A 20,546-nucleotide genomic window follows, 5' to 3' on the forward strand; every position below is an offset into this window, starting at 1 on the left:
CCCCCCCACGACCGGCTACATCAGGATGAAGTAGGGCGAGTACACGGCGCCGGTGGAGTCCTTCCAGTCCTTGCCCTGGCAGATCTGACCGTTCTGCGGCTCGATGACCTGGACGGTGCCGCTCGTGTCGATGAAGACGTTGACGGCGTGCGCGCTGTTCTTCGTCGTCCCGAAGATGATGCCGACCGCGTAGCCGTACTCCGGGCTGGTCGCGTAGGCGTCCTTTGAGGACTGTGCTTTGTAGACGTAACTGAAGTCGTCGCAGTCGAAGTAGTTGGCCTTCCAGCTGTACTGCGCGAGTCCGGAGTTCTGGTATGTCGACATCGCCTGCGCGGTCGTGACGGCCTGGTAGTACAGGTCCCCGGTGTTGAGCTTCAGGTCGTAGCTCGCATCGGGCCACGCGGCGCTGAACAGGCTGTTCAGCTTCTTCTGCTGCACGTAGAACTTGTGGAATGTGAGCGCGGCGGCGGGGTGCGTGCTCGAGACGTACGCCCAGTTCCACGAACCGGAGTCCGAGCACAGCGTCATGGTCGTCCCGTTGTTGTTCCACGACAGGGTGTAGGACTGCGAGCCGTCGGGGTTGGTCTGGGCGGCCTTCGCCGTCAGCGACATCACCGGATAGCCGGTGCCGTAGTCGGACGGCGCCCAGAAGGCGTACTCCCAGGAGGTCGCGGTGCCGTTCGCGTGCAGCGGCCAGGTGCGTGCCGGCATGGTGATCGACGAGGGCGTGCTGACCGGGTTCGCGGAGAACTGCAGCGGGAACACGTCGGTCCAGTAGCTGTTGTAGGCGCCGAAGTACGCCCACTCCCAGGCGCCGCTGCCCGCGTCCTGGACGCTCAGCACCCGTCCGTGGGAGTCCTGGATGACGTACGGCGTGTTCGCGTCCAGCTGGTCGGCGGGGATCGGCTCGCTCAGCGAGACGATCGGTCCCTCACCTCTGGCGGTGCCGGGTGCGTTCTCGCCTCTTCTCGGGGCGTGCAGGTGGCCGGCGAGCAGGTCACCGGGGTTGGCGTGCGGCTCGCGCGGGGCAGGGAGGAGCAGCTCGGTGGTCTCGGTCGGGGTGATGCGCAGGATCGTCATGGCGGCCTCGGAACGGAAGGGGTTTGGACCCGTTCAACGTTCCGCCGGCCGTCGTGGCGCGACAAGATATCTATGGGTGGGACCGGAGACGCCGCCGCGGGGGTCGCGGGGTGGCACTCCACCCGTAGGTGTGTCGTTGCCGGGTGAAATCGGGCGCGCGCCCACTTGACCCGGTCAAGCAGTGCTATCGGAGCGCGGCCTCGATCGCCTCGGTGACGGTGGCGTCCTCGGGCTCGGTGCGCGGCCGGAACCGGCCGATGACCTGACCGTCGCGTGAGACGAGGAACTTCTCGAAGTTCCACTGCACGTCACCGGCCGTGCCGTCGGCGTCAGCGTGCTGGGTCAGCTCCCGGTAGACCGCGTGCTGGTCCGGTCCGTTGACCTCGATCTTCTCGAACAGCGGGAACGACACCCCGTACGTCGCCGAGCAGAACGTGGCGATCTCCTCGGACGTGCCCGGCTCCTGGCCCATGAACTGGTTGCACGGGAAGCCCACCACGGAGAAGCCCTCGGCGCCGTACTTCTCCTGCAGCCGCTCCAGACCCGCGTACTGCGGGGTGAGGCCGCAGCGCGAGGCGACGTTGACGACGAGCGCCACCTTGCCCCGCAGCGCGCTCAGGTCGCCGGGCTCACCCGCGAGCGTGCGGACCGGGATGTCGTAGATCTCCATGCCGCCAACGTAGTTCATGCCTTGCTGCCACCGGGAGCGGGCACGATCCGCGAGGTGAGCGAGGGTGGCGCGGGGGCCAGTCCGGGACCGCCCGCCTCGACCCAGTCGATCACGCCTTCCACCGCCTCGTCGTCCAGCACGGACCCGACCCACACCGCCCGCGCCCCGGTGGCGCGGGCGGCCGGGCTGGGCCGCACGACGACCACGTTCGACGCCTCGCACGCGTCCAGGCAGTCGGCCACGAGCACGGAGGGGATCCGCTCGCGCAGCACCTCCAGCTGGTAGTCGTGGTCGACCTCGGGGTGCTTGCGCGCGGTGCCGCAGCAGCAGCCGCGGCACACGGTGATCCGGGAACTCATGATCACCGTTCTACGTCGTGGACGGTTCGTTGCACAACGAGCACATTCCGCTGGCCGTCCGGGGACATCGCTGCTGAAAGCTCGAAGTCGTGGCTGGTAAAGGAATGTGGACGATGCTCCTGCTCGCGATGGTGACGGCTTGCACACCCGCGCCCCCGCAGCCGGCGACGATGCAGGTGAAGACGACCGGCGACGGCAGCATCCCGAAGAACGAGACCATCTCGCTGGACGACGACCAGCACGCGGCCATCGCGAACCTCGACCCCGAGTTGCTCGCGGCGATGCGCAAGGCCGCCGCCGACGCGAAGCTCAAGAGTGTCGAGTTCCGGGTGACGTCGGGCTGGCGCAGTGCGGAGTACCAGCAGCGGCTGCTGGACGAGGCGGTCGAGCTGTACCGCAGCGAGGAGGAGGCGCGGCGGTGGGTGCACCCGCCGGAGAAGTCGGCGCACGTCACGGGCAAGGCGATCGACGTCGGGCCGACCAACGCCGACGACTGGCTTATCCAGCACGGCTCGGACTACGGGCTGTGCCAGGCCTATGCCAACGAGATGTGGCACTTCGAGCTGCTCACGACGCCCGGTGGGCAGTGTCCGCAGCCGCAGAGCAACGCCGGCTAACGGCCGTGGATCACGGCCAGCGCGTGTTCGCGGGCCGGTGCGCTCAGGGTGGTGTTGAGCTCCTCGAACAGGGCCTCGGCGGTGACGCCGTTCCAGCCGGGAGGCAGCAGCGACAACGGGAGGCCGGGGTCGCTGTACGGCAGGCGGCGCCACGCGGTGAGCATCGGGACATAGGTCTGGAAGGCCTGCTCGGGTGAGATGACGCCATCATCCAGGAACGGGCGGTGGCGGCGCACGAAGTCCGCGTACAGGTCGGTCAGCTCGTCGAGGTCCCACCAGGCGCGCACCTTCGAGCGCAGGTCGCCGAACGCGAAGTGCTGGCCCGCGAAGATGTCGACGTACTCGGACAGGCCGCGGCGTTCCAGGGTGCGGCGGGTCTCCGTCGCGAGGTTGCCCGGTGCCACCCACACGCCGGGGGCCGTGGTGCCGAAGCCGAGCTGGGTCAGGCTGGTGCGCAGGGCGTGGCGCTTGTCGCGTTCGGACTCGGGCACGGAGAAGACGACGACCAGCCAGCCGTCCTCGGCGGTGGCGCGGCGGCGTTCGAAGATGCGGGTGTCGCCCTCGGCCAGCGTCTCCAGGGTGGACTCGGCCAGCGCGTAACCGGCACCGTCGCGGCGTTCGGCCCGCACCACGCCCCGGCGCTTCAGGCGCGAGATCGACGACCGCACCGCCTGACCCTCGACGCCCAGGTCGGCCATGAGCTGCACGACGGACGCGACGGAGAGCCAGTTGTGCTCGCCGCGCGCATAAAGGCCGAAGATCGTGATGATGAGCGGGCCGAGCCGGTCGCGCCCGGCGGGAGCCGCGGCTTCCACGGTCATGTCCGCGACGTCCAGTGCCCTCTCCTCACCTTGATCAGCCGAGCTTAACGCCCGGCCCGCCCAGGCGGTGTCCGACGATGTCGTTCGGTGAGAGGCGCGGGCGATCCCTCGGCTGCCACTATCGCCCGACGACAACGCCCGGCCCGCCCAGGTCCGTCAGCGTGACGGTGTTGCGCAGCTCGCCCAGGCCGCTGACCCGCGTCACGACGACGTCGCCGTCGCGCAGGAAGAGCTGCGGCTCGCGGGCGTTGCCGACGCCGCTGGGGGTGCCGGTCAGGACCACGTCGCCCGCGCGCAGGGTCATGCCCTGGCTGAGCTCGGCGATGATCTGCGCGAACGAGAACGCCATCTGCTCGCTCGACGCGTCCTGCAGCAGCACGCCGTTGACCTCGCACTGCACCCGCATCCCCGTCAGGTCGACGGAGTCGACGGTGGTCAGCCACGGGCCGAGGGGCATTGTCGCGTCGAGGCTCTTGCCTTTGAGCCACTGGCCGCCGTGCGCGCGTTGCAGGTCGCGCTGCGAGACGTCGTTCGCGACGAGGAAGCCGAACACGTGGTCCAGCGCCTTCTCCTCCGGGATCGACCGGCCGTCGCGCCCGATGACCATCGCGATCTCCGCCTCGTAGTCCCACTTCTGGGACACCGCCGGGTCGTACGCGATCGGGTCGGACGGACCGATGACCGTGTCCGGGCCCTTGGTGAAGAAGGTCGGCCGCAGCGGGCGGGAGACCGGGTCCTGCCCCTCGCGCTTGCCCGCGGACTCGTCGAAGTGGTCCCAGTAGTTCCAGCCGGTGCACAGGATGTCGCGGTTGAACCGGTGCAACGGCGCCTCCAGCCGCACCTCGGCCAACGGCAGCACCTCGGCGCCGGACACGTCGGCCGGTGCCCCGCGCACGATGTCGTCGACCGTGGTGGACAACACCGAGACGAGACGTCTCGTCTCGTCAATGACTGCCGCGCGCCGCACGCCGCCGACCGTCACGGATGCGAGCTTCACCCGCGAACCTCCTCGGATATCGCGTTCGCGTTTCGTAGATCATGAATACGCTATCGATTCAGCTCGGCCTGACCAGGCGCTCCTCGGGGATCACCGCGACGCCGAGGATCTCGATGAGTGCCTCGGGCTGCCACAACGCGGTGCAGCCGATACCCGCCATGGCCGGGTAGACGGGCCCGGCGAGCTCGCGCCACACCTTGCCGATCTCCTTGCCGTGGGCCTGGTAGCCGGGGATGTCGGTGAGGTAGATCGTGATGCTGACCAGGTCTTCCGGCTCGCCACCGGCCGCGCGCAACGTGGTGAGCACGTTGCCGAACGCCTGGCGGAACTGCTCGACGATCCCGCCCGGGACGATCTTCATGTCCGCGTCCAGCGCGGTCTGCCCGCCCAGGTACAACGTCGAACCCGCCAGGGTGCCGTGGGAGTAGCCGCTCGGCGCCGGAAGGCTGGCCGGGTTCACTGCTGCTGGCCTCATGAGTATTGACACTATCTGACGGTCGTGAAGAATACGAGATATGGAGCCCGACCTGAGCAAGTACCAGCTCGACGGCGACAACTCGATGTACCGGCTGCCCAGCGGCCTGGTCGCGCCGGTCGTCACGCGCGGCGGTGCCGAGAACCCGGACACCGCGAACTCCGGCGGCGCGATCCGGATCTCGGGCGTGAGCATCCAGCACACCCCGGCGACGAAGCTGTGGTTCGGCAAGGTCACCAACGAGCCCGGCTACCGCTCGGTCACCCACCACCACGGTGAGGCCGAGACCGGCGGGTACGTGCTGTCCGGCCGCGCGCGGATCTACTTCGGCGAGAGGTTCGAGGACTACGTCGACATGCAGGAGGGCGACTGGGTGTTCGTGCCCCCGTTCATGCCGCACATCGAGTGCAACCTCGACCGCAACAACCCGCTCACGTGGATGACCACGCGGACGCCGGAGAACATCGTCGTGAACCTCGACGACGTGCCGGACGAGGACCTGCGCGACTGGCTGACCCGATGACGACCTCCAGGACGTTCACCGACGCCATCACGCTGGAGAAGGCCGAGGCGGAGCACTTCGACCTGGCCTTCACGGCCGTCACCCAGCCCTGCCCGTGGCCCAAGGCCTACGGCGGGGACCTGGTCGCCGCCGCCGCGGCCGCCGCCATGCGCTCGGTCACCGACGGCAAGACGCTGCACTCGATGCACAGCTACTTCCTGCGCCCCGCCGACATCGGCGCGAGTGTGCGGTACGAGGTCGAGGTGCTGCGCGACGGCCGCGGCTACAGCACGCGGCAGGTCCGCGGCTACCAGAACGGCAAGCCCCTCTACGTCTGCCTCGCGAACTTCGCCGCGGGGGAACCGGGTGGCAGCTTCCAGGCGGAGACCGGCGCGCTGCCCGGCCCGGACGAGGTGCCGAGCACCGCGGACTTCCTCGCCGGACGCTCCGGCGGCACGATGACCGAGGAGTCCCAGGCCTACTGGTCGGCGGGCCGCAGCTTCGACATGCGGCACGTGCCCGGCCCCGTCTACCTCGACGTCGAGGGCGACGAGGTGCCGCACCAGGCCGTGTGGATCAAGCCATTCGACCCGCTGCGGCCGGTCGACGGACTGACCGCAGCCCAGCGCGACCTCGCCGCGCTGGCCTACGTCTGCGACTACACGATCCTCGAGCCGGTCCTGCGGGTGCTCGACCTGCCGTGGGCTCAGCCGGGCCTCGTCACCGCGAGCCTCGACCACGCCATGTGGTTCCACCGCGCGGGCCCGGTCGACGACTGGCTGCTCTACGTGCAGGAGGCCGTCGCCGCCGACGAGGGCCGTGGCCTGGGGTACGGCCGCTTCTTCACCCGCGATGGTCTGCACCTCGCCACCGTTGCCCAGGAGGGCATGATCCGCGCTTCCTGACCCGCCGCCCGCGGAAGGACCCACCATGGACACCTTCGCCCGTGACCACTTACCTCCCCCGGCGCTGTGGCCGGCGATCGAGTTCACGACGCCCGAGCTGGAGTACCCGGCCAGGCTGAACGCCGCCACCGAGCTCATCGACGTCCCGGTGGCGCGGTTCGGCCCCGGCCGCCCCGCACTGCGCACCCCCGCCGGCGAGGTCTGGTCGTACGGCGAGCTGCGGACCCGCGCCAACCAGGTGGCCCAGGTGCTGGCCGAGGACCTCGGTCTCGTGCCAGGGCAACGGGTTCTGCTGCGCTCGCCCAACAACCCGTGGACCGTGGCCGCGTGGCTCGGCGTCCTCAAGGCGGGCGGTGTCGCGGTGACGACCATGGCCGCGCTGCGGACCCGCGAGCTCCTGCCGATCGTCGAGCGGACCCGTCCTTCGATCGCGCTGGTGGATCCGCGGTTCACCGCGGACGTCGAGGAGCTGACGTCGCTGACCGTGGTGGACTACGACGACCTCCAGGTGCTCGCCGCCACCAAGCCGGGGGAGTTCGCCGCCGTGGACACCGCCGCGGACGACGTGGCACTGCTCGCGCCGACGTCCGGCAGCACCGGGTCACCGAAGATCACCGCGCACTTCCACCGCGACGTCCTGTCGATCGACAACACCTTCGGCCGGCACGTGCTGCGGCTGACCGAGGACGACGTCGTCGCGTGCACGGCCCCGTTCGCCTTCACGTTCGGCCTGGGCATGCTCGTCGTGTTCCCGTTGCGGGCCGGTGCCTGCGCGTTGCTGACCGAGGCCGGCACGCCCGCCCAGGTCGCGGACTTCGTGGCACAGCAGGGAGTCACGGTGCTCGCGACCGCGCCGACCGCGTACAAGGCGATCCTGCGCAACGGCGTCGAGGCGAAGCTCGGCGGCCTGCGGACCGCGGTGTCGGCCGGTGAGCACATCCCCCAGGAGACCTGGCAACGGCTGCACGACCGGCTCGGGCTCCGCGTGATCGACGGCATCGGCGCCACGGAGCTGTTGCACATCTTCATCTCCGCCGCCGGGGACGACATCCGGCCGGGCTCCACCGGCAGGCCCGTGCCGGGCTACCGCGCTACCGTGCTCGGCGCCGGCGGCGAGGAGCTCGGTCCCGGCGAACCCGGACGGCTCGCGGTGATCGGCCCCGTCGGCTGCCGCTACCTCGACGACGAGCGGCAGAAGGACTACGTGGTGAACGGCTGGAACGTCACCGGCGACGTCTTCCACCGCGACGAGGACGGCTACTTCCACTACCACGCCCGCAGCGACCACATGATCGTGTCATCCGGTTACAACATCGGCGGCCCCGAGGTCGAGGAGGCCATCGACACCCACCCGGACGTGCTGGAGTCCGCCGTCGTCGCCAAGCCCGACGACGAACGCGGCGCGGTCGTCTGCGCGTTCGTGGTGCTGCGCGAGGGCGTCGAGGGCGACGAGGCGAAGGCCCGCGAGATCCAGGACCACGTGAAGCGCACCATCGCGCCGTACAAGTACCCGCGTGAGGTCCGGTTCCGCACCTCGTTGCCCCGCAACGCGAGCGGCAAGCTGCAGCGCTTCGCACTCCGCAAGATCGTCGAGGAGGAGGTGCCGGCGTGAGGATCGCTGTCGTCGGTGGTGGCCCCGCGGGCCTGTACTTCGCCGCGCTGATGAAACAGCTCGACCCCTCGCATGACGTCACCATCTGGGAACGCGACGCAGCGGACGTGACGTTCGGCTTCGGCGTGGTGTTCTCCGACGAGACGCTCGGCGGGATCGAGAACGCGGACCCGGAGTTCGCCGGCGCCATGTCCCGCCGGTTCGCCCGGTGGACGGACATCGACATCCACCACCGCGGCGAGAGCCACACCGTGGGCGGGCAGGGGTTCGCCGCGATGAGCCGCAAGGAGCTTCTCCACCTGCTCCAGCAGCGGTGTCGCGACCTCGGCGTCGTCGTGCACTTCTCGACGCCCGCGCCGCCCGTCGACGTCCTGCGGGGGAGTCACGACCTCGTGGTCGGCGCGGACGGCGTGAACTCGCTGGTGCGGCAGTCCTCGCCGGACGTCTTCCGCTCCACTGTGGACCGACGGCACAACAAGTACATGTGGCTCGGCACGGACCGCGTGTTCGAGGCGTTCCAGTTCTTCATCAAGGACACGCCGTGGGGGACCATGCAGGTCCACGGCTATCCCTACTCCGACAGCGGTTCCACGTTCATCGTCGAGATGCACGAGGACGTCTGGCGCCGCGCCGGGTTCGACACCGCCGAGGAGTTCGCGCCGGGTGTGTCGGACGAACGCGCGGTCGACCGGATCCGCGAGTTGTTCGCGGAGGAGCTGGCGGGCCACCAGGTGTTCGCCAACAACTCGAAGTGGCTCAGCTTCACCACCGTGCGGAATGTCCGCTGGCACGACGGCAACCTGGTCCTCGTCGGCGACGCCGCGCACACCGCGCACTTCTCCATCGGCTCGGGCACGAAGCTCGCGATGGAGGACTCGCTCGCCCTCGCCGCGTGCCTGCACGAACACCGCGACGTCGAGACCGCGCTGACGGCCTACGAGACCGAACGGCGCCCCGTCGTGGAATCGACTCAACGCGCCGCGCAGGCGTCCCTGGAGTGGTTCGAGAACATCGGCATGTACGCCGGGCAGGAGCCGACCCGGTTCTGCTTCAACCTGCTCACGCGCTCGCGCCGGATCACCTACGACAACCTCCGCACCCGCGACCCGGAGTTCGCCGACCGCGTCGACGCCGCGTTCGCCGCGTCGCAGGGGCTCGAGACCACGGTCCCGGCCATGTTCCAGCCGTTCCGCCTGGGGCGGCTGGAGCTCAAGAACCGCGTGATCGTCTCCGCGATGGACATGTACTCGGCGGCAGACGGCGTGCCCGGCGACTTCCACCTCGTCCACCTGGGCTCCAAGGCCATGGGCGGCGCGGGACTGGTCATGACCGAGATGGTCTGCGTATCGCCGGAAGGCCGCATCACGCCCGGCTGCACCGGCCTGTGGACCGACGAGCAACGCGACTCGTGGGCACGGATCGTGGCCTTCGCGCACGAGCGAAGCACCGCGCGCATCGGCTTGCAGCTCGGCCATTCCGGCCGCAAGGGCTCGACCCGCCTGATGTGGGAGGGCATGGACGAACCACTGCCGGAGGGCGGCTGGGACGTCGTCGGCCCGTCGCCGCTGCCGTACGGGCCGGGGTCACCCGTCCCCGCCGGGGCGACCCGCGGCGACCTCGACCGGATCACGGCCGAGTTCACCGCCGCCGCGCGACGCGGTGCCGAAGCGGGGTTCGACCTGCTCGAACTGCACTGCGCGCACGGCTACCTGCTGTCGTCGTTCCTCTCACCGGTGGCCAACCAGCGCACCGACGAGTACGGCGGCTCGCTGGAGAACCGGCTGAGGTACCCGCTGGAGGTGTTCGACGCCGTGCGGGCGGTGTGGCCGGCCGAGCGCCCGATGATCGTGCGCATCTCCGCGACCGACTGGGTCGACGGCGGCAACACCGAGCACGACGCCGTGCAGATCGCCCGCGCGTTCATCGCCCACGGCGCAGACGCGATCGACGTGTCCACTGGCCAGGTCACGGCCGACGAACGCCCGGCGTACGGCCGCAGCTACCAGACCCCGTTCGCGGACCGGATCCGCCACGAGGTGACCGGTGCCGCCGTCATCGCGGTGGGCGCCATCGCCTCCTACGACGACGTCAACTCCATCCTGCTCGCGGGCCGCGCCGACCTGTGCGCGATCGGCCGCACACACCTCTACGACCCGCACTGGACGCTGCACGCGGCGGCCGAGCAGGACTACCGCGGCGCCGAGTGGCCTGTCCAGTACCGGGCGGGCAGCCGCAAGCCGCCGTCCGCGCGCACCGACGCCGTCCGGCCGCGGTTGTCCCTGTTGCGGGCCGAGCCGCCGGACCGGGACGTGCACCTGCGCTGGACCCCGCACCGGGAGCATTCGCTTCTCGCATAGGCACTTGTGCGGCGTTCAGGTGAAACTTCATTCGGCTATGAATTGGAATCCACTGCCCGGTCAGCTGTTCCGCGCCCCGGCATTGGTCTGATGAGGCAGACATCACGTGCACGCGGGTGAGGGGGTGTTTCGAGCACGGCCGAGGTCCTTAGCGTCGGCGGTCTGTTCCCGAACTGACCGCCGCTGAAGGGATCTCGCTCGTGCGAAGACGTGTGCCGGCGCTGGTGCTAGCGGGCGTGCTCGCCGGCAGCACGCTCACCGCCGCTGTTCCGGTGGCCGCCCAGCCACCCGTGTCCACTCTGACCAAGTCCGTGCAGGGCGTGTCCGACCCCGCCTCCCACGGAGACATCGCCTCCTGGGTCGTGTCGTACTCGAACGGCGCCAACGGTGCCGCGACGATCACCGACCCCATCGGCGCGGGCCAGACCCTCCTGGCCGGCTCGCTGCAGGTACCGCCCGGCTGGACCGGCACCGAGGGAAACCCCGTCACCGCAACGCATCCGAACGTGCGCAACGGCGGCAAGGCGCTGTCCAGCGTCCTCACGCCGCCCGTGCAGGCCAGTGCGACCTCGACCGGCGGTGACGGGTTCATCCCGCTGCTGCACCGCACGCCGGAGGGCCGGCTGCAGGCCTGGAACATCTACCACCACCTGGGTTTCGCCGACCCGAAGCTGGTGTGCACCGACCTCGCGACCAGCTCGCTCTGCGCGGGCGGACCGTGGCCGAAGCCGCTCAACACGACAACCGGCCCGTTCGGCTCCGGCTACAGCGGCGACATCGCCAGTCCTCTCGCGGCGCAGTACGTCCGCGACGGGACCAATCCCGCCCGCGTGTACTACTCGGCCACCACGCCGGGCACGCTCGGCGTCGGCTGCCTCGACCTCGCCGCCCCCGGCAACTGCGGGTACTGGCCGCTGATCAACCGGGCCGGCCAGACGATCGAGATGGCGGGACTCGTCCAGGTCGGCGGAAACCTCTACGGCGTCGCGAACACCGGCCAGGTCGTGTGCTGGACGCCCGCCACGCAGAGCGCCTGCGGTGGCCAGCCCTACGCGCCGATCGTGCCGTTGACCAACCACGGCAACTACTACCTCGGCGCGCTGGCCGTCGCCGGCGGCAAGCTGTTCGCCTCGTCGTCCAACATGAACAGCGGGACGCCGACGATGGGTTGCTTCGACCCCGGGACGACGAGCGCGTGCGCGGGCTGGCCCTCCCCGAAGCCGTTGGGGCCACTGGGCAACTACACCTACAACGCCTTCACCGCCTACGGCACGACGGGTCAGGAGACCGGTGCGTGTGCGAGCACGGCCGGCGCCACGAACATCACCACCTGCTACGCCGTCGACGGTTCGGCCCTGCCCAACGGTGTGACCGGACTGACGAGCCACATCTGGGTGTTCACCCCGGAGGTCGTCCGCACCGGTGACCGCGTGCGCAGCTACTTCGGCATCTGGAACGGTGCCTACCCGGCAGGCGCGACGGTGTGCCACGACTGGAGCACCGGGACTTCGTGCCCCGGGTTCTCCTCGCCCGTCACCCACCCGGCCGCCAACAACGGCATCACGAGGGATTACGGCTACGCCTACGACGAACCCACCGGCTGCCTGCTCGGGCTGGGTGACGCGGGCGTGCTGTTCTCGATGGATCCTGACACGGGGGCGTCGCCCTGCGTCCGCAGCGGCGCCTCCGTGTCGATCACCCCGTCCCAGTTCTACTGCGATGGCAAACCGCACACCACCAGCTACACCAAGGCGCGGCTCGTCGGCGTGACACCGGCGAACGTGAACTTCGGCGCGTCGACCGTGAAGGCCGTGGACGGTGGCGGGAACCCCGTCGCCACACCGGGTTTCGCCCCGGACGGCACGGTCGACCTGACCGGCGTCACGGCGTCCTCGCTGACCCTCACGACGACGCTGGTGCTGAACAACGCCACGGACTTCGGCGGGGGCAACCAGCCGTCGCTGGCCATCGAGTTCACCGGTGACGCGCCGCAGGTGTGCTTCCGCACCACGGTCGCCGCGGAGTGCGCGGTCACGTCCGTCGCGAACACCGCGGGCGGCACCGACGCGACCGGTGGGTTCTCGTCCAACACGGTGACCCGCCAGGTCGCACCGGGTGCGGCGTGCCTGCCGAACGTGGTGGTGAACAAGGAGATCTGCGGCTCGTACACGCCCTCGCACTGCAAGGCGGGCGGAGCCGGTCCGTGGGTGAAGCAAGCGCCCGTGGGTGTTCTCGGCCTGCTGTTCGCCACGGCGTACTGGCGGGTGACCGTGACGAACAACGGCCCGATCCCGATCGTCGACGCCTACGTGGTCGACGACGTGGAACCCGCCTGCCAGACCGGGCCGTTCACGTTGCAGCCCGGTGAGTCCAAAGTGGTGCACTGCTCGACCTACGCGTTGCTCGCGCTGTTCCCCTTGACCAACAAGGCGAAGGCGAAGTACACGCCGGTCAACGGTGCGCGGCTGTACAGCGAGTGGTCGTCGGCGAAGGCCTGTTCACTGCTCTGCGCGTTGTAGTCCGCCAGTGGAGGAGCATCAGCCGTACTCGGCCAGGTAGGTCAGGACGGCCAGCACCCGGCGGTGCTCCTCCACGTTGGCGGCCAGCCCCAGTTTCGCCATGATGCTGCCGATGTGGGTCTCGACCGTGCGTTCGTTGAGCCAGAGCCTGCGGGCGATGGCGACGTTCGTGCAGCCCTCCGCCATCAGTCCGAGCACCTCGCGTTCGCGCGGGGTGAGCGCCCCGGTGGTGGGCCGTCCGAGCAGCCGGCCCACCACCTCGGGGTCGAGCGCCGACCCGCCGGCGGCGACGCGCGCGATCGCCTCCAGGAAGTCGTCGACGTCGAGCACGCGGTCCTTGAGCAGGTAACCGAAAGCACCCTGGCTGACCAGTTCGACCGAGTGCTTCGTCTCCACGTGCTGGGACAGCAGGAGGATCGCGACGCCGGGACGGGTCTCGCGGATGCGGCGGGCGGCCCTCGCGCCGTCGTCCGTCAGGTCGGGCGGCATCCGGACGTCCACAATGGCCAGATCGGGTTCTTCCCGCGTCACCACGGACACCAGGGTCTCGGCGTCGGCGGCCCGGCCCACGACGTCGTGACCCGCGTGGGAGAGCAGGCTCGCCAGGCCCTCCCGGAACAACGCCGAGTCCTCACCGATCACGATGCGCACGGCAGCACCGCCTGGATCGTCGTGCCCGAGCCGGGCCTGCTGCTCAGCCGCAGCGAACCGCCCAGCGCGGCGACGCGGTCGGCCAGCCCGGCCAGTCCCGAACCGCTCTTCGGGTCGGCGCCGCCGCAGCCGTCGTCCTTCACCCACACGTTGACCTCGTCCGCCTGCTGCGTGACGCGGACGGTGATCGTGCTGGCGTGCGCGTGCTTGGCGGCGTTCGTGATCGCCTCGGCGGCGACGTAGTAGGCGGTGATCGCGACGTCGTCGGTCAGCGGTTCGGACATGATCTCCAGCGCCACCGGGACCGGCAGCTTGTTCGTGAGCGCGGCCAGCGCGTTGTGCAGGCCGTCGTCGAGGCTGGTGGGACGCAGGCCGTGCGCGATCTGCCGGAGTTCGGCGATGGCGGTGGCCAGTTCGGCGACGCCCTGGTCGAGCAGTGCGTGCACGTCGACCTCGCCGGTGGGCAGCCGCCGCTGGGCGAGCCGCATCGCCATTCCCAGCGACACAAGTCGTTGCTGGGCACCGTCGTGCAGGTCGCGTTCGAGCTTGTGCCGTTCGGCGTCCCCGGCCTGGATGATCCGGGTGCGGCTCGCCTCGACCTCGCGCAGGGCGGTGGCGAGCTCACCGCGCAGCCGGGCGACCTCGACGAGGCTCGCGGCGGCGGTGGCGACGACCTTGAGCACCGCCGGGGTGGTGCCGGACGCGGCGAGCACGCCGATCTGCGTGCCGCCGAGGGTGATCGGGACCAGCGCGGTGTCGGCCACCGGCGCACCGTGCGCGTCCCTGAAGCCGGAGGGGAGCAGCAGCCCGACTCGGAGCGTGGGATCGCGCAACGCCGTGCGGAGGGTCGCCTCGAGCTCTTCCGGTTGCGCGGCCTGGGTGTGCACGCGGTGCTGGAGGTCCTCAATGGCGAGCAGAGCCGCTCTGGTCCGGGGGAAGAGCCTCCGGTCGACCAGCCGCTGCAGGCGCCGCCGGACGGGCGTGAGCAGGACCGCGCAGATCGCCGTGGCACCCGCGGCGGCGGCAGGGGAGTCCCGGCCCACCACGAGACCCAGTGTCAGCGCGGACAGGGCGTACGCGCCGATCAGGACCAGCAGGACGATCGTGTAGCTGATGGTGTCGGCCAGCACGCGGTCGACGTCGTAGAGGTCGTGGCGCAGCATGGCGATGCCGACCGAGCAGAACAGCGCGACGATCGTGACGATGCCGAGCACCGTTGCCACGACACCACTTCGACCGGTCACGACGATCTCGGCGAGGCACACGACCGGGTACGCCGTCACCGCGAGCCCGGCGAACGCGAGCCACTTCAGCTGTGCCCGCACGATTCCGGTCGAACTCCGGAACCTTGCTACCAAAGAGATCCCCGCAGCCAGCACCGTCAGGACGAGCCCGATGGTCACGACGTAGCTGAGCACGTGGACCACGTCGGACGGCGGCCCCCACGGGTGCGCGAGGCCCTCCATCGGTTCGGTGAACGGTTCCCTTGGCGTCGCGCCCACTCCCTGCTGTACCAGGGAAAGGACGACGATCAGGGGCGGCAGCACCCGCCACCGCTCGTTGGGCAACGAGCCGTCCGGGAAGTGCAGCAACAGCAACGCGACCGCGGCGAGCAGCCACCAGCCGCTCTCGTTGAGCAACGCGACCACGCGGGCGTCCAGCGGCACCGATCCCGGATCGGTGAGCCAGGTCCGGTAGTAGACGTCGCGCGCGGCCAGGAAGACCACGATCGCCCCGACCCAGGCCAGCAGCGGGCCGACGGGGTTGGCGCGCACGCGGAACTCGATCGTCACGCCCAGCGCCGCCATCGCCAGCCCGAGGACGGCGAGGCCGGCGAAGGCGAGGGCCGGCTGGGGCGTGCGGACCAGGAGCCAGGTGCCGCCCGCCGTCAGCACGGCGGAGACACCCAGAAGACCCAGTGCTGCCGGTCGCGGCCACCTCATCGGCCCAGGGTAAGGCCGGTGCGGCGACATGGCCTCCGTGTCAGCACGGAGAAGCGGTACCGGGCCCGTACCGATGTGGCGGGAGTGCCCACGCCGGTTGCATGGGGCCACCGAACCTCACCGAAGGAGCCAGGGATCATGTCCGTCGACATCACCGCGGCGCACGACACCGCCGCCACCTCCACGCGGGGACGCGTCGCCGTCCTCGCGGTCGTCCTGGGTGTCACGTCCGTCGCCGCGGTCGCGGGCGGACTGCTCTGGCCTGAACCCGCGTCCGGTGGCGAGACCTACTCGTACGCCGACATCGTCGGCCGCCGCGACCTGTGGTGGGGTCTGCTCACCGGCCTCGCGGCGATGCAGGTCCTCAACATCCCGTTGCAGGCGCTGGCGGCGATGTTCCTGGTCCGGCGCCGCGGCAGCGCCTGGGCCACCTGGGGTGCCGCGCTCATGTGGATCGGCACCGGGCTGCAGGGGGCCGGGGGAGCGGGCTGGGCGGCGGCCTACTTCTTCCCGACCGACCCGTCCGTGGGCGCTGCTGCCGGTGAGGCGGTGGTCCAGGCGGCGAACGACTCGGCCCAGCTGTTCGCGTTCCTGGTTCCCGGTGCGGCGCTCGTGTTGCTCGGCACCGTCCTGCAGTGCGTGGGGCTGTTCCGCTCGCACGCCGTGCCGAAGTGGGTACCGGTGCTCCTGCTGTTCATCGTCGTCTCGTTCGTGATCCCGGGGAACGGGCTGGCGGGCCTGCTGACCAGCGTTCCGATGGCCGCCGGTGCGATCGCGCTCGGTCACCACGCCTGGCGGGCGGCTGGGTGAACGTCGAGGCCGTCACCATCCGAGGTGGCGGTCTTCTGTTCAGCTCCGGGCGAAGTCCGCGAGTGGATCGGTGTGCTTGGGCTTCCAGCCGAGTTCCTGTGTGGCGCGGGCCGGGGTGAAACGCTGGTCCAGCGCGAACGCGTCGGCGATCGGGCCCATCTTCGCGCGGGCCTCGTCGAGGGTGAGCGAGATGGTCTTGCCCTCCAGGCCGGCGCCGTGGCTCAGCGCGGTCGCGATCTCGTACGCCGTCGGGTCGACGCCGCCCACGCCGACGTACACCGAACCGGCCCGCGCGGTCAGTGCGGCGACGTAGAGGTCCGCGAGGTCGTCGACGTGCACGAGCGACCAGTGGTTCGTGCCGTCGCCGATGTACGGGACAGCGCCGGACTCCTTGCCGGGCCGGGTGAAGAAGAGGTCGATCAGGCGGTTCTCCCCGCCGTACAGCAGGCCGGGCCTGATCACGACGGACCGGCCGCGCGCGAGCACCTGCTCCTCGACCTCCTTGCGCCATGCGACGAGCGCCGGTGGGTTCCAGGGCGCGTCCTCGTCGGCGACACCGTTCGTGTCGCCGTAGACCCAGGTCCCGCCGGTGTGGACGTACGTGCCCTCGCCGTGCTGCATCGCGGTCGCCGCGGCCAGGTCCGCCTCGGCGCTGTCGGCCTGTGCGAGGTGGATCACGGCGTCCGCGCGGCTCGCGGCGGTGGTGAGGACGTCGAGGTCGGCCAGTCCGCCGCTCACCGGTGTCGCGCCCGCCTCACGCACGGCCGTGGCCGACGCGTCGCTGCGGGCGAGCGCCTCGACGACGTGACCCTGCCGCAGCAGAGACGCGAGGGTGGCCTTGCCGATGTAACCGGAGGCCCCGGTGATGAACACCTTCATGAGTGGTTCCTTTCCCGAGTGGTGTCTCCAGCCTCTGCGGGATCTGGCGGACCGTCCAAGACCTGCTCTGTCGTCCCCGATGCCCGCCGGGTATGACTCGCGTAGCGCATTTCGGACGATGAGGTAATCTGGATGTTCAGAACATCTCGATCTGTTCGGCGGGGAGTGGCGATGGTTCGGCTGACGCGGGTGCAGCAGCAGGCGCGGACACGTGCCGCGGTGCTGGCGGCGGCGAGGGAGGAGTTCGCCGAGCACGGGTTCCTGCCGGCGAAGGTCGACCGGATCGCCGAGCGGGCGGAGCTGACGCGGGGCGCGGTGTACTCGAACTTCCCGAGCAAGCGCGCCCTGTACCTGGCGGTGCTGATCGACCTGGTCGAGAAGGCCGCCGTGGGTGAGCCGCGGGCGTCGGTGTCGCCGACGTCCAGGGTGGACGCGCTGGGGGTGTTCGCGAGGGTCTGGCTCGAACGGTTGCCGCTGGTCGACGACTCGGCGCCGGGCGGGCGCCTGCAGTTGCGGTCGCTGGAAGGCGTCTTCGAGGACGAGCGGGGTCCGGCGGTGCTGGCGCAGCTGGCCCGGCTGGAGGCGTTGTTGCTGGCCGTCGCCCTCGAACGGGGTGCGCCGGTCCGGCGGGTGCGGGTGGCCGAGCTGGTGCTGACGATGCTGTCCGGCGCGGGGCACCGGGCCGAGACGTCGCCGGGGTTCGGCGACCCGTTCGACGTGGCGCACGCGTGCAGGCACCTGGCCGGGATCGAGCTGGAGGACGTCTGGGCGCCGCCGCACCTGCCGTACGTCGCCCCGGCTCAGGCCTGCTCCGATGCCTGGACCGCGCTGGAGGGCCTCGTGGACCAGATCAGCGGGGATCCGGTCGACTTGGCGGACGGCCTGGTCGTGGTGCTGGGCGCCGGGCGTCTCGGTGCGGCCGAGGAGGCCGTGCGGTCCGCGAAGTCCGGTGAGACCGTCACGATCGTTGTCGTCACCGGCGATCCGGAGGAGACCGGCCGCCTCGTCCGGCTCCGGGTGATGGACGCGGTGGGCTGTCTGCGCAGGGTGTACGCGCGCGAGGTCTGGCAGCACGTGCGGCTGGTGCTCGACGACGACGCGCGGGTGGCGTCGGCGATCGGTCTCACGAGTTCCGGTGACGACACCGAGTCCGCGGTCAGCGTGCGCGGCGGCGTGATTGTCGCCCGTGCGCACGGCCGTGGTGCCGGGTACGCCGCTGGAGCGCGCCGCCCGGAGGCGACGCAGTGATGGTGGTTCTGCACGCGTTGCGTTGTGTCGGCACGAGCGGGCTCACTCGCGTGGCGTCGTTCACGGGACTGCCGGAGTCCGATGTGGAGTCCGAGCTGATCGACCTCGCGGTCGCCGGTCTCGTGACGCACCACAAGGGTTTCGGCGGGTGGGCGCTGACGGAGTCCGGCCGGGCCGCCGACGCCGCCGCGACCAAGGCCGAGCTGGAGTCAGCCGGCACCCGTGCCGCGCTGGCGGAGGCGTTCGAGTCGTTCCTCGTGCTCAACCCCGAACTGCTCGAGCTGTGCACGGCGTGGCAGATCCGTTCGGCCGACGGCGTCGTCAACGACCACACCGACACCGCCTACGACGCCCGCGTGCTCGCGCTGTTCGCCGACCTGCACGCCCGTGCTGTCGTGGTCATCGCCGCACTGGCCGCCGCGGCACCGAGGTTCGCGCGCTACGACGCCCGCCTGTCCGAAGCCCTGGCCCACGCCCAGTCGGGGGAGTTGGACCGCCTGGCCGACACGATCGACTCGTTCCACGCGATCTGGGCGGAACTGCACGAGGACCTGCTCGCCACGCTGGGGATCGCCCGATGGACTGGGTGAGGCACCTCTCCGCCGAGCTCGACGACCCGCCAGAAATGGTGGGCGGCAAGGCACACGGCCTCGTGCTGCTGCACCGCCTAGGCCTCCCGGTGCCCGCTGGCGTGGTCGTCACCACCGAGGCCTGCCGGGCGTTCCTCCGCGACGGCGAGCTCCCCGCCGGGCTGGTGGTCGAACTGTCGGCCACCACCCTGGGCCAGTCGGTCTCGGTGCGTTCCGGCGCGGCCGTCTCGATGCCCGGCATGATGGACACGATCCTCGACCTGCGCCCCACCCCCGACGAGTTGGCCGAGGCGGTCCGTTCCGTGTTCGCGTCCTGGGACACCCCGCGCGCCCGCACCTACCGCACCCTGCACGGCATCCCGCACGACCTGGGCACGGCCGTGATCGTGCAACGCATGGTTTTCGGCGACCGCGACGACCACAGCGGCTCCGGCGTGGCGTTCAGCCGCGACCCCAACACGGGCGAGAACGTGCCGTTCGGCGAGGTCCTCTTCGGACACCAGGGTTCCGACGTGGTCTCCGGCCGCTCCCTGACTCAATCTTTGAGTGCGCTGGCCGACCGCGAACCGCTGGTCTGGCGAGACCTGCTCGACTTCTTGAACCGCATCGAACAGCACTACCGCGACGCCTGCTACGTCGAGTTCACCTACGAGTCAGGCACCCTGTGGCTGCTGCAGGTGAGACCAGGCCGCTTCACCGGCGCCGCCGCCATCCACCTGGCCACCGCGCTGGCCGACAGCGGCGAGATCACCCGCGAAGAAGCACTCAAACGCGTGTCGCCGCACCACCTCCAGCACGCCCGAACACCCCGGATCACTTCAGATGCCGACGTCATCGCACGAGGCCTGGGAGTCTGCCCGGGAGTGGCGGCGGGCAGGGTGGCGCTCACGTCCGACGAGGCCGTGCGCATGGCCGCCGAAGGCCCGGTGGTCCTGGTGCGACCGGAGACGTCGCCGGACGACATCTGCGGCCTGGCAGCGGCCACCGGCATCGTGACCGCACGGGGAGGCCCAGCGAGTCACGCCGCGGTCGTAGCGCGCTCGATGGCCAAACCCGCCGTCGTCGGGGTGGCCGACCTCGTGGTGGGCACCGACTCGGTGGCGGTGCCTGGGCACGTTGTCAGGGCGGGCGAGGTGGTCGCGATCGACGGGACCAGCGGGGTTGTCGTTGTGGGTAGGCCGCGTGTTGTCACTTCGGGGTCGGACGAGGACCTGCGCCGGCTGTTGGGGTGGGCGGACGACGTGTCGGGGGATCGGTCCGCGCGGGGGGAGGTCGAGCGGCTTCGCGCCGCGCAGGCGGTGCTTCGGGAGCGGTAGGGGGTTCGCTGGCGGGGCGCGGGGCGCGGGGCGGTGGCAGAGACGCGGGTCCGCGTGAGTCAGGCGGGTGAGCTGGTGGGGGCGCGCTGGGTCGGCGGGTGGTGCGCGGGTCCGCCAGCTCGCAGGCGGCGTGGGAACGAGCCAGGCAGGCGGAGGGTGGGATGCGTCGGCCAGGCGGCCGCCGCGAGATCGCCG

At 70.6% G+C, this 20,546-nt stretch carries 19 protein-coding genes; 10 read left to right on the plus strand and 9 right to left on the minus strand.

Translation table 11 applies throughout. The features are described 5' to 3' along the window. Positions 1-15: 15 nt before the first annotated feature. From IEY88_RS03975 to IEY88_RS03985, 3 genes are all read right to left on the minus strand, one after another. Positions 16-1,080 (minus strand): lectin MOA-related protein, encoded by a 1,065-nt coding sequence (locus IEY88_RS03975; RefSeq protein WP_189153142.1) that lies wholly within the window; start codon positions 1,078-1,080, stop codon positions 16-18. A 184-nt stretch (positions 1,081-1,264) separates the two neighbouring features. Next, entirely contained in the window at positions 1,265-1,750 is a 486-nt protein-coding gene (locus IEY88_RS03980) for a glutathione peroxidase (protein ID WP_189153543.1), read from the minus strand. A gap of 14 nt (positions 1,751-1,764) precedes the next feature. Beyond that, the gene (locus tag IEY88_RS03985; protein ID WP_189153143.1) at positions 1,765-2,109 is read right to left on the minus strand and encodes a hypothetical protein; all 345 of its coding nucleotides are present in this window, start codon (positions 2,107-2,109) and stop codon (positions 1,765-1,767) included. Between the two features lie 89 nt (positions 2,110-2,198). On the opposite strand from IEY88_RS03985, the gene IEY88_RS03990 reads away from it, so the two are divergent. Continuing rightward, complete coding sequence (locus tag IEY88_RS03990) at positions 2,199-2,726, plus strand: M15 family metallopeptidase (protein WP_229693058.1); 528 nt, start codon at positions 2,199-2,201, stop codon at positions 2,724-2,726. Here the strand turns inward: IEY88_RS03990 and IEY88_RS03995 are convergent. The 3 genes from IEY88_RS03995 to IEY88_RS04005 form a co-directional block, all read right to left on the minus strand. Then, the gene (locus IEY88_RS03995; RefSeq protein WP_189153144.1) at positions 2,723-3,547 is read right to left on the minus strand and encodes a PaaX family transcriptional regulator; all 825 of its coding nucleotides are present in this window, start codon (positions 3,545-3,547) and stop codon (positions 2,723-2,725) included. The genes IEY88_RS03990 and IEY88_RS03995 overlap by 4 nt on opposite strands. A gap of 118 nt (positions 3,548-3,665) precedes the next feature. Continuing rightward, positions 3,666-4,544: a fumarylacetoacetate hydrolase family protein gene (locus IEY88_RS04000; protein ID WP_189153145.1), complete on the minus strand. Its 879-nt coding sequence runs from the start codon at positions 4,542-4,544 to the stop codon at positions 3,666-3,668. A 58-nt stretch (positions 4,545-4,602) separates the two neighbouring features. Beyond that, entirely contained in the window at positions 4,603-5,019 is a 417-nt protein-coding gene (locus IEY88_RS04005) for a RidA family protein (RefSeq protein WP_189153146.1), read from the minus strand. A gap of 40 nt (positions 5,020-5,059) precedes the next feature. Here IEY88_RS04005 and IEY88_RS04010 point away from each other — a divergent pair, with 40 nt between their 5' ends. The 5 genes from IEY88_RS04010 (at position 5,060) to IEY88_RS04030 (ending at position 12,914) form a co-directional block, all read left to right on the plus strand. After that, positions 5,060-5,542: a cupin domain-containing protein gene (locus IEY88_RS04010; RefSeq protein WP_189153147.1), complete on the plus strand. Its 483-nt coding sequence runs from the start codon at positions 5,060-5,062 to the stop codon at positions 5,540-5,542. Beyond that, entirely contained in the window at positions 5,539-6,426 is an 888-nt protein-coding gene (locus IEY88_RS04015) for an acyl-CoA thioesterase (protein ID WP_189153148.1), read from the plus strand. Before IEY88_RS04010 ends, IEY88_RS04015 begins: the two co-directional genes overlap by 4 nt. Before the next feature lie 25 nt (positions 6,427-6,451). Then, positions 6,452-8,038: an AMP-binding protein gene (locus IEY88_RS04020; RefSeq protein WP_189153149.1), complete on the plus strand. Its 1,587-nt coding sequence runs from the start codon at positions 6,452-6,454 to the stop codon at positions 8,036-8,038. After that, complete coding sequence (locus tag IEY88_RS04025; RefSeq protein WP_189153150.1) at positions 8,035-10,395, plus strand: bifunctional salicylyl-CoA 5-hydroxylase/oxidoreductase; 2,361 nt, start codon at positions 8,035-8,037, stop codon at positions 10,393-10,395. Before IEY88_RS04020 ends, IEY88_RS04025 begins: the two co-directional genes overlap by 4 nt. 200 nt (positions 10,396-10,595) lie before the next feature. After that, positions 10,596-12,914 carry a DUF7617 domain-containing protein gene (locus IEY88_RS04030; RefSeq protein ID WP_229693059.1) on the plus strand — a complete coding sequence of 773 codons (2,319 nt, stop codon included), beginning with the start codon at positions 10,596-10,598 and terminating at the stop codon, positions 12,912-12,914. 18 nt (positions 12,915-12,932) lie between these two features. Here IEY88_RS04030 and IEY88_RS04035 read toward each other — a convergent pair whose 3' ends face one another. Next, positions 12,933-13,565: a response regulator transcription factor gene (locus tag IEY88_RS04035; protein ID WP_189153151.1), complete on the minus strand. Its 633-nt coding sequence runs from the start codon at positions 13,563-13,565 to the stop codon at positions 12,933-12,935. Beyond that, a complete protein-coding gene (locus IEY88_RS04040) occupies positions 13,553-15,508 on the minus strand; it encodes a sensor histidine kinase (protein WP_189153152.1) in 1,956 nt (651 codons plus the stop codon). The genes IEY88_RS04035 and IEY88_RS04040 overlap by 13 nt, the downstream gene beginning before the upstream one ends. 138 nt (positions 15,509-15,646) lie before the next feature. Between IEY88_RS04040 and IEY88_RS04045 the strand changes: the two genes are divergently transcribed. Beyond that, positions 15,647-16,318: a hypothetical protein gene (locus IEY88_RS04045; protein ID WP_189153153.1), complete on the plus strand. Its 672-nt coding sequence runs from the start codon at positions 15,647-15,649 to the stop codon at positions 16,316-16,318. A 39-nt stretch (positions 16,319-16,357) separates the two neighbouring features. Here IEY88_RS04045 and IEY88_RS04050 read toward each other — a convergent pair whose 3' ends face one another. After that, a complete protein-coding gene (locus IEY88_RS04050; RefSeq protein WP_189153154.1) occupies positions 16,358-17,197 on the minus strand; it encodes an NAD-dependent epimerase/dehydratase family protein in 840 nt (279 codons plus the stop codon). Positions 17,198-17,368: 171 nt separating this feature from the next. Between IEY88_RS04050 and IEY88_RS04055 the strand changes: the two genes are divergently transcribed. The 3 genes from IEY88_RS04055 to IEY88_RS04065 are packed head-to-tail and all read left to right on the plus strand — an operon-like array spanning position 17,369 to position 20,351. Beyond that, positions 17,369-18,445, plus strand: a complete 1,077-nt coding sequence (locus IEY88_RS04055) for a TetR family transcriptional regulator (protein ID WP_189153155.1) — start codon at positions 17,369-17,371, stop codon at positions 18,443-18,445. Next, complete coding sequence (locus IEY88_RS04060; protein WP_189153156.1) at positions 18,445-19,035, plus strand: transcriptional regulator; 591 nt, start codon at positions 18,445-18,447, stop codon at positions 19,033-19,035. Before IEY88_RS04055 ends, IEY88_RS04060 begins: the two co-directional genes overlap by 1 nt. Continuing rightward, positions 19,023-20,351, plus strand: coding sequence for a PEP/pyruvate-binding domain-containing protein (locus IEY88_RS04065; RefSeq protein WP_189153157.1), 1,329 nt, complete (start codon positions 19,023-19,025; stop codon positions 20,349-20,351). Before IEY88_RS04060 ends, IEY88_RS04065 begins: the two co-directional genes overlap by 13 nt. Positions 20,352-20,546 lie beyond the last annotated feature (195 nt).

It is taken from the genome of Lentzea pudingi (assembly GCF_014646255.1).
Taxonomy (GTDB): Bacteria; Actinomycetota; Actinomycetes; order Mycobacteriales; family Pseudonocardiaceae; genus Lentzea; species Lentzea pudingi.

Coding starts and splice junctions, on each gene's coding strand:
- IEY88_RS03975 (WP_189153142.1), bottom strand. CDS start 1,080: ATGACGATCCTGCGCATCACCCCGACCGAGACCACCGAGCTGCTCCTC.
- IEY88_RS03980 (WP_189153543.1), bottom strand. CDS start 1,750: ATGGAGATCTACGACATCCCGGTCCGCACGCTCGCGGGTGAGCCCGGC.
- IEY88_RS03985 (WP_189153143.1), bottom strand. CDS start 2,109: ATGAGTTCCCGGATCACCGTGTGCCGCGGCTGCTGCTGCGGCACCGCG.
- IEY88_RS03995 (WP_189153144.1), bottom strand. CDS start 3,547: ATGACCGTGGAAGCCGCGGCTCCCGCCGGGCGCGACCGGCTCGGCCCG.
- IEY88_RS04005 (WP_189153146.1), bottom strand. CDS start 5,019: ATGAGGCCAGCAGCAGTGAACCCGGCCAGCCTTCCGGCGCCGAGCGGC.
- IEY88_RS04010 (WP_189153147.1), top strand. CDS start 5,060: ATGGAGCCCGACCTGAGCAAGTACCAGCTCGACGGCGACAACTCGATG.
- IEY88_RS04015 (WP_189153148.1), top strand. CDS start 5,539: ATGACGACCTCCAGGACGTTCACCGACGCCATCACGCTGGAGAAGGCC.
- IEY88_RS04020 (WP_189153149.1), top strand. CDS start 6,452: ATGGACACCTTCGCCCGTGACCACTTACCTCCCCCGGCGCTGTGGCCG.
- IEY88_RS04040 (WP_189153152.1), bottom strand. CDS start 15,508: ATGAGGTGGCCGCGACCGGCAGCACTGGGTCTTCTGGGTGTCTCCGCC.
- IEY88_RS04045 (WP_189153153.1), top strand. CDS start 15,647: ATGTCCGTCGACATCACCGCGGCGCACGACACCGCCGCCACCTCCACG.
- IEY88_RS04050 (WP_189153154.1), bottom strand. CDS start 17,197: ATGAAGGTGTTCATCACCGGGGCCTCCGGTTACATCGGCAAGGCCACC.
- IEY88_RS04055 (WP_189153155.1), top strand. CDS start 17,369: ATGGTTCGGCTGACGCGGGTGCAGCAGCAGGCGCGGACACGTGCCGCG.
- IEY88_RS04060 (WP_189153156.1), top strand. CDS start 18,445: ATGGTGGTTCTGCACGCGTTGCGTTGTGTCGGCACGAGCGGGCTCACT.
- IEY88_RS04065 (WP_189153157.1), top strand. CDS start 19,023: ATGGACTGGGTGAGGCACCTCTCCGCCGAGCTCGACGACCCGCCAGAA.